The organism is Komagataeibacter xylinus (assembly GCF_009834365.1).
Classification (GTDB): Bacteria; Pseudomonadota; Alphaproteobacteria; order Acetobacterales; family Acetobacteraceae; genus Komagataeibacter; species Komagataeibacter xylinus_D.
Genome location: NZ_CP041348.1, coordinates 1,417,544 through 1,432,336, shown reverse-complemented (window position 1 = coordinate 1,432,336; position 14,793 = coordinate 1,417,544). Strand labels below are relative to the sequence as shown.

12 protein-coding genes are annotated in these 14,793 nt (G+C 65.4%); all 12 read left to right on the top strand.

The window, feature by feature from the left end; all coding sequences use genetic code 11:
* Window positions 1-3 precede the first annotated feature (3 nt).
* The 12 genes from FMA36_RS06760 to FMA36_RS06705 all read left to right on the top strand — a co-directional run bounded on the left by FMA36_RS06760 (window position 4) and on the right by FMA36_RS06705 (window position 14,634).
* On the top strand, window positions 4-1,650 hold the full coding sequence (locus FMA36_RS06760; RefSeq protein WP_159261707.1) for an AMP-binding protein: 1,647 nt from the start codon (window positions 4-6) through the stop codon (window positions 1,648-1,650).
* Window positions 1,643-2,575: an LpxL/LpxP family acyltransferase gene (locus FMA36_RS06755; RefSeq protein WP_159261706.1), complete on the top strand. Its 933-nt coding sequence runs from the start codon at window positions 1,643-1,645 to the stop codon at window positions 2,573-2,575. The genes FMA36_RS06760 and FMA36_RS06755 overlap by 8 nt, the downstream gene beginning before the upstream one ends.
* Complete coding sequence (locus tag FMA36_RS06750; RefSeq protein WP_159261705.1) at window positions 2,562-3,161, top strand: LolA-related protein; 600 nt, start codon at window positions 2,562-2,564, stop codon at window positions 3,159-3,161. Before FMA36_RS06755 ends, FMA36_RS06750 begins: the two co-directional genes overlap by 14 nt.
* Window positions 3,158-5,491, top strand: a complete 2,334-nt coding sequence (locus FMA36_RS06745) for an MMPL family transporter (RefSeq protein ID WP_240906504.1) — start codon at window positions 3,158-3,160, stop codon at window positions 5,489-5,491. Before FMA36_RS06750 ends, FMA36_RS06745 begins: the two co-directional genes overlap by 4 nt.
* Window positions 5,488-6,702 carry a beta-ketoacyl-[acyl-carrier-protein] synthase family protein gene (locus FMA36_RS06740; RefSeq protein WP_240906503.1) on the top strand — a complete coding sequence of 405 codons (1,215 nt, stop codon included), beginning with the start codon at window positions 5,488-5,490 and terminating at the stop codon, window positions 6,700-6,702. Before FMA36_RS06745 ends, FMA36_RS06740 begins: the two co-directional genes overlap by 4 nt.
* The gene (locus FMA36_RS06735) at window positions 6,702-7,511 is read left to right on the top strand and encodes a beta-ketoacyl synthase chain length factor (RefSeq protein ID WP_159261704.1); all 810 of its coding nucleotides are present in this window, start codon (window positions 6,702-6,704) and stop codon (window positions 7,509-7,511) included. The genes FMA36_RS06740 and FMA36_RS06735 overlap by 1 nt, the downstream gene beginning before the upstream one ends.
* Complete coding sequence (locus tag FMA36_RS06730) at window positions 7,505-7,948, top strand: hotdog family protein (RefSeq protein WP_159261703.1); 444 nt, start codon at window positions 7,505-7,507, stop codon at window positions 7,946-7,948. The genes FMA36_RS06735 and FMA36_RS06730 overlap by 7 nt, the downstream gene beginning before the upstream one ends.
* Window positions 7,945-8,664, top strand: a complete 720-nt coding sequence (gene fabG / locus FMA36_RS06725; RefSeq protein WP_159261702.1) for a 3-oxoacyl-ACP reductase FabG — start codon at window positions 7,945-7,947, stop codon at window positions 8,662-8,664. The genes FMA36_RS06730 and fabG overlap by 4 nt, the downstream gene beginning before the upstream one ends.
* Window positions 8,661-10,004 (top strand): NAD(P)/FAD-dependent oxidoreductase, encoded by a 1,344-nt coding sequence (locus tag FMA36_RS06720; protein ID WP_240906502.1) that lies wholly within the window; start codon window positions 8,661-8,663, stop codon window positions 10,002-10,004. Before fabG ends, FMA36_RS06720 begins: the two co-directional genes overlap by 4 nt.
* 5 nt (window positions 10,005-10,009) lie before the next feature.
* The gene (locus FMA36_RS06715) at window positions 10,010-11,323 is read left to right on the top strand and encodes a hypothetical protein (protein ID WP_159261701.1); all 1,314 of its coding nucleotides are present in this window, start codon (window positions 10,010-10,012) and stop codon (window positions 11,321-11,323) included.
* A gap of 108 nt (window positions 11,324-11,431) precedes the next feature.
* Window positions 11,432-11,884 carry a cupin domain-containing protein gene (locus FMA36_RS06710; RefSeq protein WP_159261700.1) on the top strand — a complete coding sequence of 151 codons (453 nt, stop codon included), beginning with the start codon at window positions 11,432-11,434 and terminating at the stop codon, window positions 11,882-11,884.
* 221 nt (window positions 11,885-12,105) lie between these two features.
* Entirely contained in the window at window positions 12,106-14,634 is a 2,529-nt protein-coding gene (locus FMA36_RS06705; RefSeq protein WP_159261699.1) for an EAL domain-containing protein, read from the top strand.
* Window positions 14,635-14,793 lie beyond the last annotated feature (159 nt).

The following is a 14,793-nucleotide window of genomic DNA, read 5'->3' as shown; positions in this document are numbered from 1 at the left end:
AGCATGCATGCGTTTCCCCTACTCGGCCATCCGGCAGCCCCCCTGTTCAGAACACCGGAACGCCTGATAACGGGCAATGGCGTGCTCCATGCGGCCCACGCCATTGCTGCAACACTCCCGCCGCGGCCCATCATCAACCTGTGCCGCGACAGGCTGTACTTTACCACCGCCTTCTGCGCCGCCGTGCTGCGCGGGCAGTACAGCGTGCTGCCGGGCAGCAGGGCTGCGGGCCTGCTTGCGCATCTGCTGGCCTGCTACCCCGATGCAGCCATCGTGACCGATGCCGACCTGCCGCCCTGCGCGCTCCCGGCCACAACACCCGTCATCCGCCTCTCCGCCCTGTCACTGGATGGCACGGGCACCCCTGCCAACCCGGACATTGCCGCAATGCAGGTCGTGGCGCATATCCTGACATCGGGCAGCACCGGCACGCCGGTCGCCCATGCCAAGACATGGGGCGGGCTGACCCGCCGGGCACAGGCGCGCATAAAGCTGTTCACGCCGGTGGCAGGCAGGGTTGCCACCATCGTGGGCACGGTGCCGCCCTATCATATGTACGGTTTCGAGACGACGGTCATCCAGCCCCTCGTCACGGACTGCATCAGCACCACGGGGCCTGCCCTGTTCCCCGCCGATATCCGCGCCCGCCTCGATCAGGGGCCACAGCCGTGCATCCTGCTCACCACGCCACTGCACATCCGCACGTTCCTCGCCGACCGCACGCCCCTGCCGCCAATAGCGCGGGTCATCTCCGCCACGGCACCGCTCGATGCCGCCACCGCCGCGATGGCGGAACGCTGCTGGCATGCCCCCGTTTTCGAGATTTATGGCAGCACCGAAACCGGCTCCATCGCCACGCGCCGCACCACCGCAACACAGGCGTGGCGCCTGCACCCCGGCATCAGCCTGCACCGCTGCCCTGATGGCACCGCCCGCATTGAAGCGCCTGATGCCACGCCCCATATCCTTGCCGATGCCGTCACCCCCCTCACGCCCGATACCTTCAGGCTGGAAGGCCGCATGACCGACATCATCAAGATCGCGGGGCAGCGCACGTCCCTTGCCGGGCTGAACGCCATCCTGCTCGGCCTGCGCGGCATTGAGGATGGCACCTTCATTGCCCCCGAACCCGAGACCTCGCCGGGCCAGCCCGTGGGGCGAATGGAGGTTGTGGTGGTAGCACCCACCCGCCCCGCATCCGATATCCTGACAGAACTGCGCACGCGCGTGCCCTCCGCCTTCCTGCCACGCCGGATCGTGCGCGTGGATGCCCTGCCCCGCAACGAACTGGGCAAGCTGACCCGCGCGGCCCTGCTCGCCCTGGTGCATGAACCGCGCCCCGCCACCGGGCCTGCCGCTCCGGCTACGGCTGCGCATGATGCGGGGTGCTTCAGCATCGCAGCCGACCATCCGGCCCTTGCCGGGCATTTTCCCGGCTGCCCCATTGTGCCCGGCGCGGTAGTGCTGAGCGAGGTCTTTGGCCTCATGGGGGTCGAGCCCGCCCGGCTGGAACAGATAAAATTCCTCCACCCCGTGCGGCCAGGCGATACCGTGCGCGTGACGCACACAACGCACCCCCTGGCATTTACCTGCACGGTGGGCACGCAGGTCGTGGCAAAAGGGCGTTTGCGCAATGGCGCCCATGCGTGAGCCCACACCCGGCTGGATCAGGCCCGAACGTGGCATCGCCTCGCTCTCGCGCTTCATGATCTGGCTGACGCTGCGGGTGGGCCGCCCGTTTGGCGAGGCCATCCTGCCGTTCATCACGCTGTATTTCCTGCTGACGGCCCGGCAGGCGCGCCGGGCCTCGCGCGCGTATCTGGCCCGCGTGCTCGACCGGCCCGTGCACGGGGTGGATGTGGCGCGGCACTTCCATACCTTTGCCGCAGCCATACTGGACCGGGTCTTTTTCCTCTCTGGCCGTTACAAAGGATACAGCATCGACATCAACGGGCTGGAGTGCGTGCACGCGGCCATGGCGGGCGGGCGCGGGTGCATCCTGCTGGGCGCGCATATCGGGTCATTCGAAGCGTTGCGCAGCGTGGGCCGCATGTCGCCCTTTCCGGTCAGGGTGCTCATGTTCCGGCGCAACGCAGGCGCACCCACGCGCCTGCTGGAGCAGCTTGCCCCCGAATTCGCCCGCAATATCATTGATATTGGTGAGCCTGACGCCATGATCCGCGTACAGGAAAGCCTGGCGCGCAACGAACTGGTGGGCATGCTGGGCGACAGGGCGCCGGGGCATGAAAAATCCGTGCCCACGCCGTTCCTTGGCGGCATGGCGGCCTTTCCCGCCGGGCCGCTGCTCGTGGCCAGCATGCTGGGGGTGCCGGTCATCCTGTTCAGCGGGGTGCGCACGGGCTACAGGCAGTACACTGTACGCTTCGAGCTGCTGGCTCAACAGATCACCATCCCGCGCCGCCAGCGCGCGCAGGGGCTTGCCACATGGATGGGACGGTACGCCCGCTGGATGGAAGGGCTGTGTCGCGCCCATCCCTATAACTGGTTCAATTTCCACGATGTATGGGTGGCCCCGCAGGTGGGAAAACACGGGGGTAACCATGACGGACGATAAACGCGCCCTTGCACCCGCCTTTGTGGCGCTGGCCCTGCTCTGGGGAGCAGGAAGCGGGCACGCGCAGGCCGTGCAGCCACCGCCCGATCTGGCCGACACCATCATTGCCCACATCGGCATGGTGCCCGCGCGGCACAATACCTTCCATGAAAGCAAGCATATCGCGGCCCTGACGCACGACCTCACGTCATCGGGAGAACTGATCTATACCCGGCCCGGTCATGTGCAGAAGATCACGCGCGAACCAAGGCCCGAAACCCTGATCGTGCAGGGCACGACCCTGAGTCTCGCCCGCGGGCAGGGACCGGCCCGCGTGGTGGACCTGTCGCACCATGCGCAGCTTGCCGCCCTTGTCGAGGCCATCCGCGCCCCGCTTGATGGCGACATCACCGCCCTGCGCCATGACTATACGCTGGCGGCACAGGGCGATGTTGCGCACTGGACGCTGCAACTCACCCCCCAACCCGCCATGGCACGCTACGTGCGCACGATCACAATTGATGGCCAGAACAATGCCATGACGGTAATCCGCGTGGTGCAGGCCAACGGAGATACGCAGGTCATGCGCATCGACCCGCCCGCATGATGGCACGCCCGCGCTCCATAAAGCCGCTGGCCATCGGCCTGCTGGTCTCGCTGGTGGTGGCGGCGTGCGTGTTTGCACTCATACCGCTGCGCACGGATATGGCGGGCTTCCTGCCTGCGGGCCGCACGGACAATACACGCTTCATCATGCGCGAGATCCAGTCCGGCAGTGCCGCCACGGTCATTCTGGCCGGGGTCGAGGGTGCTCCGCCCGATGTTCTGGCCCATGCCAGCCAGACCATGGCGGACAGCCTTGCCCGCAGCGGGCTGTTCGTCACCGTGACCAATGGCAGCCGCCCGCCTGATGGCGCGGACGAAGCCTTCCTGTTCAGCCACCGCTACCTGCTTGCCTCTCCAGATTCCGCGCGGGATTTTTCGGTCGATGCGCTGCATGATGACATGCAGGCCGTGCTGGACATGATGGAATCCTCCGCCGAGCCACTGGCCCAGCATTACGGCCTGGCCGACCCGACCGGGGCGTTCATGGCGCTGCTGCGGGCCTGGGCGCCGCACAGCCACGGGCGCAGCATTGATGGCGTGTGGTTTGCCCCCGAGCGCGACCGCGCGCTGCTGCTGCTGCGCACCCGCGCCAATGGCATGGACCTGTATGCGCAAAAGCAGGTGCAGGCCGCGATCAATGCAGCCTACGCGGCTGCAGCGCAGCCGGGCATGCACCTGCTCATGTCCGGGCCTGCGGTATTTGCGCTCAAAGCCTCGCACGCCATGCAGGGGGATGTGGAGTTCCTGTCCACCGCCTCGATGCTGCTGGTCACGGCGGTGCTGATCTGGCGCTTCCGCTCGCCCTGGGTGCTGGCGGCGCTGGGCATTGCATTCGCGCTATCGCTCAGCGTGGCGATGATTGTGGTGCGGGTGCTGTTTGGATACGTGCATGGCATCTCGTTCGGCTTTGGCATGGCCATGCTCGGCGTCTCGCTTGACTACCCCGTGCTGCTGATCGGTCACCGCGACCAGGGCGAGGCGGCAGATGCCCCCCTGCGCCGGATCGGAACCAGCCTGCGCCTTGCGGTAACCAGCGCCTGCCTGGGGCTTACGGGCATGGTGTTCTGCGGGCTGCCGGGGCTGGCGCAGCTTGGCGTGTTTTCGGTTGCGGGGCTTTTGAGCGCTGCGGCCACAACCTTGTGGCTCCTGCCACGCCTGATCCAGAAGGCCGATCTTTCCCCCGGTGTCGCAACCCATGCGGATGGCATCCTGCGCATTGAATCCTGGCGGCGCTACCGCCTGTGGTTCCTGATCCTGCCGGTGATTGGCGCGGGCGTGCTCGTGGTCCATCCGCCCGCGCGCGAGATGGATATCGCCTCCCTCAGCCCCGTGCCGCCTGCACTGCGCGCGCTCGATACGGAACTGCGCCACGAAATTGGCGCGCCCGATGCAGGTCAGGCCATTATCGTGCAGGCGCCCACCGTGCAGGGCGTGCTCGAACGCGAGGAACAGTTGATCCCCGTGCTCGAAGCACTTCAGGCGCGCGGCGTGATGGGCGATGCGGAATACGCCGCCCGCTTCCTGCCCAGCATCACCGTGCAGCGCGCCCGGATCGCGAGCCTGCCCGATACGCCGGCGCTGACCCGCAGGCTTGATGAAGCCCGCGCCGACCTGCCGTTCCAGCCCGATGCCTTTGCCCCCTTCGTGCACGATGTAGCAGTGACACGCGCCATGGCGCCGTTACAGCCGGGCGACATGACATCTCCGCTCGTTGCCACCCGGCTGGCCCCGCTGCTGTTCGCACGCCAGGGCCAGTGGTTTGGCATCATCCTGCCCGAAACCGTGCGCGATACGGCAGCCCTTGCCGCGGCCTTCGCAACGCAGCCCGGCATCATGGTGCTGAACATGCGCAACGAAACAAACGCCATCGTGGCCGACCACATGCATCAGGCCCTGTGGTGGACGGCGGCAGGCACTGCCATGGCGGTCGCCCTGCTGGCACTCGGCCTGCGTGACAGGTGGCGACTGGCGCGCGTGTGCATGGCGGTGGGGAGTGCGGGCATCGTGATCCTTGCGGCCATGGGGGTGCTGGGCGTCAGGCTGTCGCTCATCCATGTCATTTCGCTCCAGTTCGTGATGGGGGTGGGGCTGGATTACGCCCTGTTCTTCGCCCGCCCCCAGATCGACCGGGCCGAACGCGCCCGCACCTTACGCACCCTGCTCACCTGCAATACAATGACCCTTCTTACCTTTGGCATCCTGGCATGCTGCCGCACCCCGCTTTTGCGTGATATCGGCTCAACCGTCGCGATAGGAGCGTTCCTGGCCATGCTGTTCAGTTTCATGATGGCGGCACCTGTCACCAACACCGCGCGGCAGGCACGGCCATGACCGCCGCCATGCCCACCCTGCTCATGACCGCGGGCACCGGCATCAGTGCCATGGGCCTTGGTGTGGCGCAGACGCTGGCCGCCCTGCACGACCGGCGCACCGGGCTGGAGCCGTGCGATTTTGCCGGTATTACCCACGGCTATGCGGGCTGCGTTGCAGGCGTGGAAACCCACGCCCTGCCTCCGGCACTGGCAGCCTATGACTGCCGCAACAACCGCCTGATCGACATGGCCCTGCGCACCGATGGCGTGGCCGATGCCATCATGGCAGCCCGCGCGCATTATGGCGCGGGGCGCATTGGCGTGGTCATGGGCACCAGCACATCGGGCGTGCTGGCCAGCGAGGACGCCTTCTGCGCGATGGATGCGCAGGGCAGGCTGCCCACGGACTTCGATTATGAACATACGCAGGATCTGTTCTCGCTCGCGCGGTATGTGCGCGCGGCACTGGAGCTGGGCGGCCCGGCACTTTGCGTGTCGATGGCGTGCGCATCCTCCTCGCGCGCGTTCATGGATGCGGCCTATCTGATCCGTTCCGGTATCTGCGATGCGGTGGTGGTGGGCGGGGCGGACAGCCTGTGCCGCATGACGCTGCGCGGATTTGCCGCCCTCGAGCTGGTCTCGGCCCAACGCTGCCGCCCGTGCGATGCGCTGCGTGATGGCATCTCGATCGGCGAGGCGGCGGGCATCGTGCTGCTCGAACGCCCTGATGGCCGCACCATGAGCGGCCCCCCCGCCGGGTTTTGCGCCACCCTGCTCGGCTATGGGGCAAGCAGCGACGGGCACCACATGTCCACCCCACATCCCCACGGCGCGGGCGCGGTTCTGGCCATGCAACGCGCGCTGGACAGCGCGCGCCTGCCGGTGAACGCCATTGATTACATCAACCTGCACGGCACCGGCACCCGCGCCAATGATGCCATGGAGGACAGGGCAGTCAGCACCGTGTTCGGCGCGCATGTGCCGTGCGCCTCCACCAAGGGCTGGACGGGGCATACGCTGGGTGCCTGCGGCGTGCTCGAAGCCATGATCTGCGCCCTGGCCCTTGAGCACGGGTTCATGCCCGGCTGCCTTGGCGTGGATGAAGTAGACCCCGCTTTCTGCGCCGATGTGCTGACCGGCAACATGGCCCGCCCCGTGCGCCATGTCATAAGCAACGCCTTTGGTTTTGGCGGGGCAAACTGCAGCCTGATTTTTGGAAAGGCCGCCTGATGCGCGTATGGATTTCGGGCCTGGCCGTGCTGGCCGATGGCATGGCGGGATGGGAACCCGCCCGCGCCATCCTGCGCGGGGAAGAGCCATGGCAGCCCACGCCGTGCGCCCTGCCGCAGCCCACCACCCTGCCCCCCAACGAACGGCGGCGCACCAGCCCCATCGTGCGCCTTGCCATGGCCGTGGCAAACCAGGCCTGTGCCGCCGCCGGTTGCGACCCGGCCACGGTGCATAACGTGTTTGGCAGCTCCAATGGCGATGGCATGGTGGTCAATGCCATCCTGCAGGCCCTTGCCGACCCGGCAGCGGGCATCTCCCCCACGCAGTTCCACAATTGCGTGCACAACGCGGCGGCGGGGTACTGGACCATCGGCAGCCACTCCCACCAGCCCGTGGCCTGTTTTGGCGGCTATGACTGGAGCTGGGGCTTTTCCCTGCTTCAGGCCGCAGCCGAGGCGGTGGTGGAAGAAAAGACCGTTCTGCTGTGTGTCTATGACATGACCATGCCGCAGCCCCTGGGCCAGAAACGGGCCACGCGGGGCACGTTTGGCGTGGGGCTCGTGCTCTCTCCCCACCCCGTGCCGCACGCACAGGCCATGCTGGACATAGACTACGGGCCGCAGAGCGCAGCCGACACCCCGCTGAGCCTGCCCGATACACAGACCACGACAGCGCTGCGCGCGCTATGCCATGACAACCCGGCGGCCCGCTGCCTGCCGCTTCTGGCCGCCATGGCCGAAGGCGGCACGCATGAGATCTGCGTGGCAGGCGATATGGGGCATGTCGCCATAAAGGTGACGCCATGCTGAGCCGGGCGGATATTGAGGCACGCATGCCTCATGCCGGGGCAAGCTGCCTGCTCGAGCGCGTCATTGCCCATGATGTGCAGACAATTCACTGCACCACCCGCGCGCATCTCGACCCCGCCAACCCGCTGCGCCGCAACGGGCGGCTCGATATGGTGTGCGGGGTTGAAATCGGCATGCAGGCCGCCGCCCTGCATGGGGGGCTGCACATGCAGACAGGCGGGCCGCGCATCGGCTACCTGACCACCCTGCGCCATGTCAGCCTTGCGCCGGGGCGGCTGGACCAGCCGCAATGGGGCACATTGCAGGTCAGGGCGACATGCGAACAGGCCGATGAACAGGGCATGCGCTACCACTTCAGCGTGGAAAGCGAAGCAGGGACCGTGCTGGTCACGGGCCATGGTTTTGTCGTGCTGCAACCACAGGAACAACAGCCATGAAACGCGCACTCGTAACCGGGGGCGCGAGCCCGCTGGGCCAGGCCATCTGCCAGCGCCTCGCACAGGACGGACTGCATGTTATCGTTCATGCGCATAACGCCATCGACAGGGCACGCGCCATTGCAGCCAGTATCCGCGCTACCGGCGGTTCGGCGCAGGCCTGGCAGTGCGACCTGTCAGACATGGAAGCCACCGCCACCGCACTCGAAACCCTTCTGGCCGAAGGCGTGGTGCAGGTGGTGGTCCATAATGCCGGCATTCATGATGACGCACCCATGGCGGGCATGAGTGCGCAGCAGTGGCGCTCGGTCGTGTCCGTATCGCTTGACGGGTTCTTTGCCACCCTTCAGCCGCTCCTGCTGCCCATGATCGGCACGCGATGGGGGCGGATCGTGGGCATTTCCTCGGTCGCGGCCATCATGGGCAACCGGGGGCAGGCCAATTACGCGGCGGCCAAGGCCGGGCTGAGCGGGGCCGCGCGCGCGCTGGCGCGTGAGGTGGCCAGCCGGGGCATTACGGTCAATGTGGTGGCCCCCGGCGTCATTGCCTCGCCTGCCATCGACGCGGTCATGACCCAGCGCCAGATTGCCGATCTCGTGCCCGCAAAGCGCGCGGGCCAGCCGGAGGAAGTGGCCGACCTTGTCGCCTTCCTTACCTCCGATCGCGCCGCCTACATCAACGGCCAGACCATCTCGATCAATGGTGGCATGGCATGACCCCGGACCCCAGCACGAAAGAACGCCCCATGACGCCCCCCACCGGCAGCAGCCCCGCGCAGGAATGCGATGTCCTTGTCATTGGCGGCGGCCCTGCGGGGTCAACCGCCGCCGCCCTGCTTGCCGGGCAGGGGCGCAGGGTGATCGTGTTGGAAAAGGACAGCCATCCGCGTTTTCATATTGGCGAATCCCTGCTGGCATGGAACCTGCCCATTCTCGAACGCCTTGGCCTGATGGACCGGGTGCGCGCGTTCGGGGTGTTCAAGCCGGGTGCCGAGTTCGTGTCCGACGTGAGCGGGCGCAGCGTCGCCTTCCCGTTCGCCTATGGCATCGACAAAAGCTACACCAACAGCTACCAGGTCGTGCGCTCCGAATTCGATGAAATGCTGTTCCGCCATGCGGGCAGGGAAGGTGCAACCCTGCTGGAAAATACCCGTGTGACCAGTGTGGCGCCGGGACACGATGGTGCACGCGGCCATGTCGAGGCCGTGGGGCCTGATGGCGCGAAGCAGGCGTTTGCGCCGCGCTTCATACTCGATGCCTCGGGGCGCGATACCTTCCTCGCCAGCCGCGCGGGCAACAAGACCAGCAACAAATACAATTCCACCGCCGCCCTGTTTGGTCATTTCAGCGGCGTCGAATTCCGCGATGGCGACAGGGAGGGCTATATTTCCATCCATCTGGTGGATAATGGCTGGTTCTGGATGATCCCCCTGCCCGACGGGCTGATGAGCGTGGGCTTTGTGGGCGACCGCGTGGCGTTTGAAGGCCGCAAGGGCAGCCCGGCAGACCTGTTCTGGAGCAGGGTCAGGGCCAGCCCGAGCGTGAGCGCGCGCATGCGCAACGCAACGCCGCTGCGCGACATAACGGCCACGGGCAACTACTCCTACCATGCCGGGCAGTCATGGGGAGAAGGGTATTACATGATCGGCGATGCCTTCGGCTTTCTTGACCCCGTGTTCTCCTCGGGCGTGCTGCTGGCCATGAGCAGTGCCGAGCGGGGCGTATCAGTTGCGGATGCGTGGCTCAAATCCCCCAAGGCGGGGCGGCGGGCCGCCCACCGGGCGGAGCAGGAAACCCGTGCGGCCATGAAGCGGGTTGCGTGGCTGATCTACCGCATCAACACGCCGGTCATCCGCCACCTGTTCATGAACCCGCGCAACGAGTTCCGCATGCGTGACGGGGTGATCTCTCTGCTCGCGGGCGACTTCAGGGGCAAGCTGAAAACACGCCTGCCCATGGCGGTGTTCAAGGCGGCATACTATTTTGTCTTGGCCCGGCTGTGGCTGGAACGCGACAGGCCACAATCGTGCCCCGAACTTGAGCGGGGACGGCGGTAATGGGCATGGCACACCATCTTCTTCGCCGCATGACCTGCGCGGCCCTGCTGGCAGGCACGGCCCTGCTGGCCGCCTGCGCGCCGACCAATTTCACCCATCCCGGCCGGATCAGCAGGCCTGATGTGTACAATCAGGCCTTCCCATATTATGCCGAGTTGTGCGCGGTCTCGCAGATATCGAAAAAGCCCGGCTTTGGCGCGGATATCAGCGGGGGCGCGGGCGGGCATGCCGTCATGTTCCTTGGTGGCGTGTGCCTTGACCGCAAGGCGGGCTACCCCGTGCTGACCGAATGCGATGCAACCCGTGCGGCCGACCGGCCCGATGGCGTGGGCTTCAGCATGAACTCCCATTACAGCAACGCCAACTGGACCGGGGCTGAAAGCAGCGCCTTCTACTTTGATGGCACGCTGGCACCGGGCGAGGGACTGACGCGCGCAGGCTACGTGGCAACGCAGGACGAGGCCAAGCGGCGCGGCATTTATGATGGCGTGATCTTCCACAAGGAAGTGTTCAACGGCAAGCCTGCCAACATGTCCGCCGTGGACTGGAAATATGAAATGTCGGTCGGCACCGATTACGCCACCACGCTGGGGCGCGCGCGCTTCTGTGCCCGCCTGCCCGTGACCGAGCCCCAGATGCGCAAGATCATGGATTTTCTGAACGAACGCAACGCCGTCTATCGCAACGGGCCCAAAACCTATGATTCCAACGTATTGCAGGACAACTGCAACCACCTGACCCATAACGCGCTGGCGGCGGCGGGCTTCTGGAGCGAATGGCCGATCAACCGTTTTGTCGTGCTGGCCGCGCTGAGCTTTCCCGTGCCCAAGAATGAACTCGTCAACCTGATCCACCGCACCGATGCGGTGCCGGTGGACAACATTCAGGCCATATTCAACGACAGGCTGACCTACCAGACCTTCATGCAATATGACTGGCTGGCCGATGAACCCGGCGTGCTGCTGGAATCCGAGCCGGTCCATTCCCCCAACGAGGTTTACAATACCTCGCTGTCGCTCATTTTCTACGATGACCCGGTGCTGGGATCGTATCACCGCAATTTCGCCCACTACCTTAACAACGCGCATTATTACGACCTGCGCACCAACCTTGAGTATTTTGCCGGGCGCTATGCCCGCATCATGCAGGCACGCCAGCCGCTTTCATGGTGGCAGGCGCACCATCCCTCCCTTGCGCGGGCCTCGGGGCCGTTCCCGGCATTCTACCAGCATTACTACGACTATATTGCTGCCCAGCAGGTCAAGGTGCAGCAGGCCCTTGCCGACCTGCGCAACACCGAAGCAGGCAAAAGCCGGTAAAACCCGGCCCCACCCGCGCGCTCAAAGCCATGTGAGCGCGCGGGGCGGCAACGCAGCGGAGAATGGAACGCTAGGAACAGGAGCGAACCACAAGCGGAAAGATACACCATGCCCCTGCACCCTGCCCGCGTAGCCGCCGCCTGCCTCTGCCTTGCCAGCCTTGCCACTACAGCAGCCCATGGCCAGACGGTTGCCTCGGGCCATCGTGACATCCTGCTGCAGGCCGATCATTCATGGAATGGCGTGGCATACGGGCCCTACCCCACCACGCGCCCGGAACTGACCATGATCCGCCTGACCATTCCCGCCCATACCGCGCTGCCATGGCACACCCACCCCGTGCCCAACGCGGGTTACGTGCTGGAAGGGCAGCTGACGATTCATGATCGTGATAGTGGTAGGACGGAAACTTTCCATCAGGGCGAAGCGTTTGCCGAATCCGTTGATGATACGCATCGCGGGGAAACGGGCGATACCCGCACCGTCGTGCTGCTGACCTATGCCGGCACGCCGGGCACGCCCACCTCCGTTCCCGCCAAGGGAGAAAAACCGGAATACTGATCCACCGCCGCACCATGCCCCGGCATGAGCGGATGGCGGAACAGTCAAAACGAAAAAATGGATCGGCAAACACAATACAGCAGCAGGCCATAAAACTGCCGCAATAGAGTTAAAGATACGCTAATGCCCCTTATCGCCTGAAAAACCACGCATTTTACGCTCCTTTTTATCATGGGTGTGCCGTGCAGCAGTGGGCCAGGACCTTGTGGAAAGACGCCATCATGCCAGATATCACACAGATTTCTTCCCCGCTTCTGGAGAAACTGCCACTGGCACTGATGATGGCGGACAGCGCGGGCCATGTGCTCTATGGCAACGCACGCGCCTGCGCCATGACCGGCTACAGCGCGACCGAACTCGCCGCCACCCGTCTGGGCCGCTTGTTTACCAAGGGCATGCTGCCGAGTGCGGATGCAGCCACCACGCCAGACCTGCCAGAACAAGGGGCCACGCCATCACACTGCACCACGCTGCGCCGCAGGGACGGGCTGGGCCTGCCCGTGCGCCTGTACCGTGAAAACGTGGAATGGGATGGCGTGCCCTATGAACTGATCGCCCTGCATGACCGAACGCATGAAGAACTGGCGCGCGAGCAGGCCGAGATCAGCGCCATGATCGTGCAGGCGACCGACCGGGGCATTGTGGTGCTTGATGCGCAGTACCGCATCACCCACGCCAATGCGGCCATCGCCACCATGCTCGGCGTGGAGCGCAACGCGCTGCATGGCGCCCCTTTCGGCACGCTGCTGGCAGGGGCGGAAAACGATATCGGCACCCTGCGCCAGTTGCGCGCGCATCTTGCCCGCCGCACCGGTTTCGAGGTGGATGTGCAGGCCCGTGGCCCGCAGGGCGTGGCGCTGTGGCTGCGCTGCGCGGTCACGCCGCATTACGGGGATGACGGCACGCTGGCCGATATCATCATCATCATCCACGACATCACGCATGACCGGCAGTTGCGCAACCTGCAGCGTGACGTGGTCGAGGCGCTGACGGACCAGTTCTCGCTGCGCGAGATGCTTGATTTCATGTGCCGCCGCATCGAACTGATCGCGCCGGACTGCATGGCCGTGGTCATGCTCAGCACCGGCGGCGTGCTGCATGCCGGCGGCCATGGCGCCATGCCCCTGCCCGTGCTGCAGGCGTTCGAGGGGCTGGAGGCCAGCACCGCGGGCGGCGCATGCGGCACGGCCATCGCAACCGCGCATGAAGTGGTAGTGCCCGACCTTGCGGCAGAAGACCGCTGGCCCGCCTTGCGCGCGGTCGTGGCGGAGCACGCGCTGGCGGCGGAGTGGGCGGTGCCCATCATCTTGCGCAATGGGGATGTGGCGGGCAGCTTCTCGCTCTATTTCCGCACGCCCGGCCAGCCGGGGGCGTGGCACCGGCGCATTGTCAATGCCTGCGTGCATCTGGCCATGCTGGCCATCGAGCAGCAGCGCAGCCGTGAATCCATCATCCGCCTGTCCTATACCGACCGGCTGACCAGCCTGCCCAACCGCCTGTGGCTCAACCGCCGCCTCAACGAACTCGTGGCCCGGCCGCCTGCCACGGCGCTGAGCATCATGGTCATCGACCTCGACCGTTTCCGCAAGATCGTGCAGGCGCTTGGGCAGGGCCGGGCCGACCAGATGCTGCTCGAACTCGCGGGGCGCCTGCGCCACGGCATTGTGGGGCGCGACGTGCTGGTGCGCACGGAGGGCGATGAATTCGTGGTGCTGACCACGCAGGATGCCACCAACATCACGCATCTGGCCGAGCGTATCCTCCACACGCTTGAAGAGCCGTTTACGGTCGATGGCATTCCCATCAACATTTCGGGCAGCATCGGCATCAGCACCCACCAGGACGGGCAGGCGGTGGAGGAAACGCTGCGCCAGGCCTATACCGCGCTGGCGCAGGCCAAGAAGGCGGGGCGGTGCTGCTACCGCTTCTTCCACCCCTCCATGAACCGGCAGGCGGAAGATCACATCATCCTCGCCTCCGCCCTGCGCGAGGCCATTGCCGATAACCGGCTGACCCTTGTCTACCAGCCGCAGGTGGACCTGAGCACGGGTGAACTGCATGGCGTGGAGGCACTCTCACGCTGGAACGATGCGGCGCTGGGCATGGTCTCGCCGGGGCGGTTCATTCCCGTGGCGGAGGAAACGGGGCAGATCGGCGCCATTGGCGTATGGTCTCTACGCGCGGCATGCACGCAGATGGCGCAGTGGATCGCCCGCGGCATTCGTGTGCCCACCGTATCGGTCAATGTATCGGCCATCCAGTTTCAGGACCCCGAACTCGTGGCGCAGCTTGCCACCATCCTGCACGAGACCAACGTGCCACCCGAACGCCTGATCGTGGAACTGACCGAGACCGCCATGATCGAGAACTTCGAGCAGACGGTGGCAACCGCCCGGGCCATCCGCGAACTGGGCATCGGCCTGTCGATGGATGATTTCGGCACCGGGTATTCCAGCCTGTCCAACCTTGCCAGCCTGCCCATAAGCGAGGTCAAGATCGACCGCAGCTTCATGAACGGCTTTGGCAGCACCGGCAACGTGCGGCAGGTGGTGACCGCCATCATCCGCATCGGCCACACTCTGGGCATGACCGTGGTGGCCGAAGGGGTGGAAGATGCCGCCCAGTGCGCCCAGCTGCGCAACATCGATTGCGATGTGATACAGGGCTATTACTTTGGCCGCCCGATGGATACCGCAGCCCTTGATACATGGATCAGGGAACGCCGGGCGGAAAGCGTGCCGGTTGCCTGACATGACCTGAAAACACAGGAATGTTCCGGGCGAAGGGTTTTTCAGAAAACCCAGTCGGGGCAATGATGTCCTGCAAAAGATGGCACGGGGCGGGAAAATTGCCGTCAGTGTGACAGGCTGGCTGTTTTTTCGCTCTGCTTTGAAAACAACTTCACCAGA

What these genes read in the sequence shown, in the direction of transcription:
- FMA36_RS06760 (WP_159261707.1), top strand. Translation starts at nt 4, where the DNA reads ATGCATGCGTTTCCCCTACTCGGCCATCCGGCAGCCCCCCTGTTCAGA.
- FMA36_RS06755 (WP_159261706.1), top strand. Translation starts at nt 1,643, where the DNA reads ATGCGTGAGCCCACACCCGGCTGGATCAGGCCCGAACGTGGCATCGCC.
- FMA36_RS06750 (WP_159261705.1), top strand. Translation starts at nt 2,562, where the DNA reads ATGACGGACGATAAACGCGCCCTTGCACCCGCCTTTGTGGCGCTGGCC.
- FMA36_RS06745 (WP_240906504.1), top strand. Translation starts at nt 3,158, where the DNA reads ATGATGGCACGCCCGCGCTCCATAAAGCCGCTGGCCATCGGCCTGCTG.
- FMA36_RS06740 (WP_240906503.1), top strand. Translation starts at nt 5,488, where the DNA reads ATGACCGCCGCCATGCCCACCCTGCTCATGACCGCGGGCACCGGCATC.
- FMA36_RS06735 (WP_159261704.1), top strand. Translation starts at nt 6,702, where the DNA reads ATGCGCGTATGGATTTCGGGCCTGGCCGTGCTGGCCGATGGCATGGCG.
- FMA36_RS06730 (WP_159261703.1), top strand. Translation starts at nt 7,505, where the DNA reads ATGCTGAGCCGGGCGGATATTGAGGCACGCATGCCTCATGCCGGGGCA.
- fabG (WP_159261702.1), top strand. Translation starts at nt 7,945, where the DNA reads ATGAAACGCGCACTCGTAACCGGGGGCGCGAGCCCGCTGGGCCAGGCC.
- FMA36_RS06720 (WP_240906502.1), top strand. Translation starts at nt 8,661, where the DNA reads ATGACCCCGGACCCCAGCACGAAAGAACGCCCCATGACGCCCCCCACC.
- FMA36_RS06715 (WP_159261701.1), top strand. Translation starts at nt 10,010, where the DNA reads ATGGCACACCATCTTCTTCGCCGCATGACCTGCGCGGCCCTGCTGGCA.
- FMA36_RS06710 (WP_159261700.1), top strand. Translation starts at nt 11,432, where the DNA reads ATGCCCCTGCACCCTGCCCGCGTAGCCGCCGCCTGCCTCTGCCTTGCC.
- FMA36_RS06705 (WP_159261699.1), top strand. Translation starts at nt 12,106, where the DNA reads ATGCCAGATATCACACAGATTTCTTCCCCGCTTCTGGAGAAACTGCCA.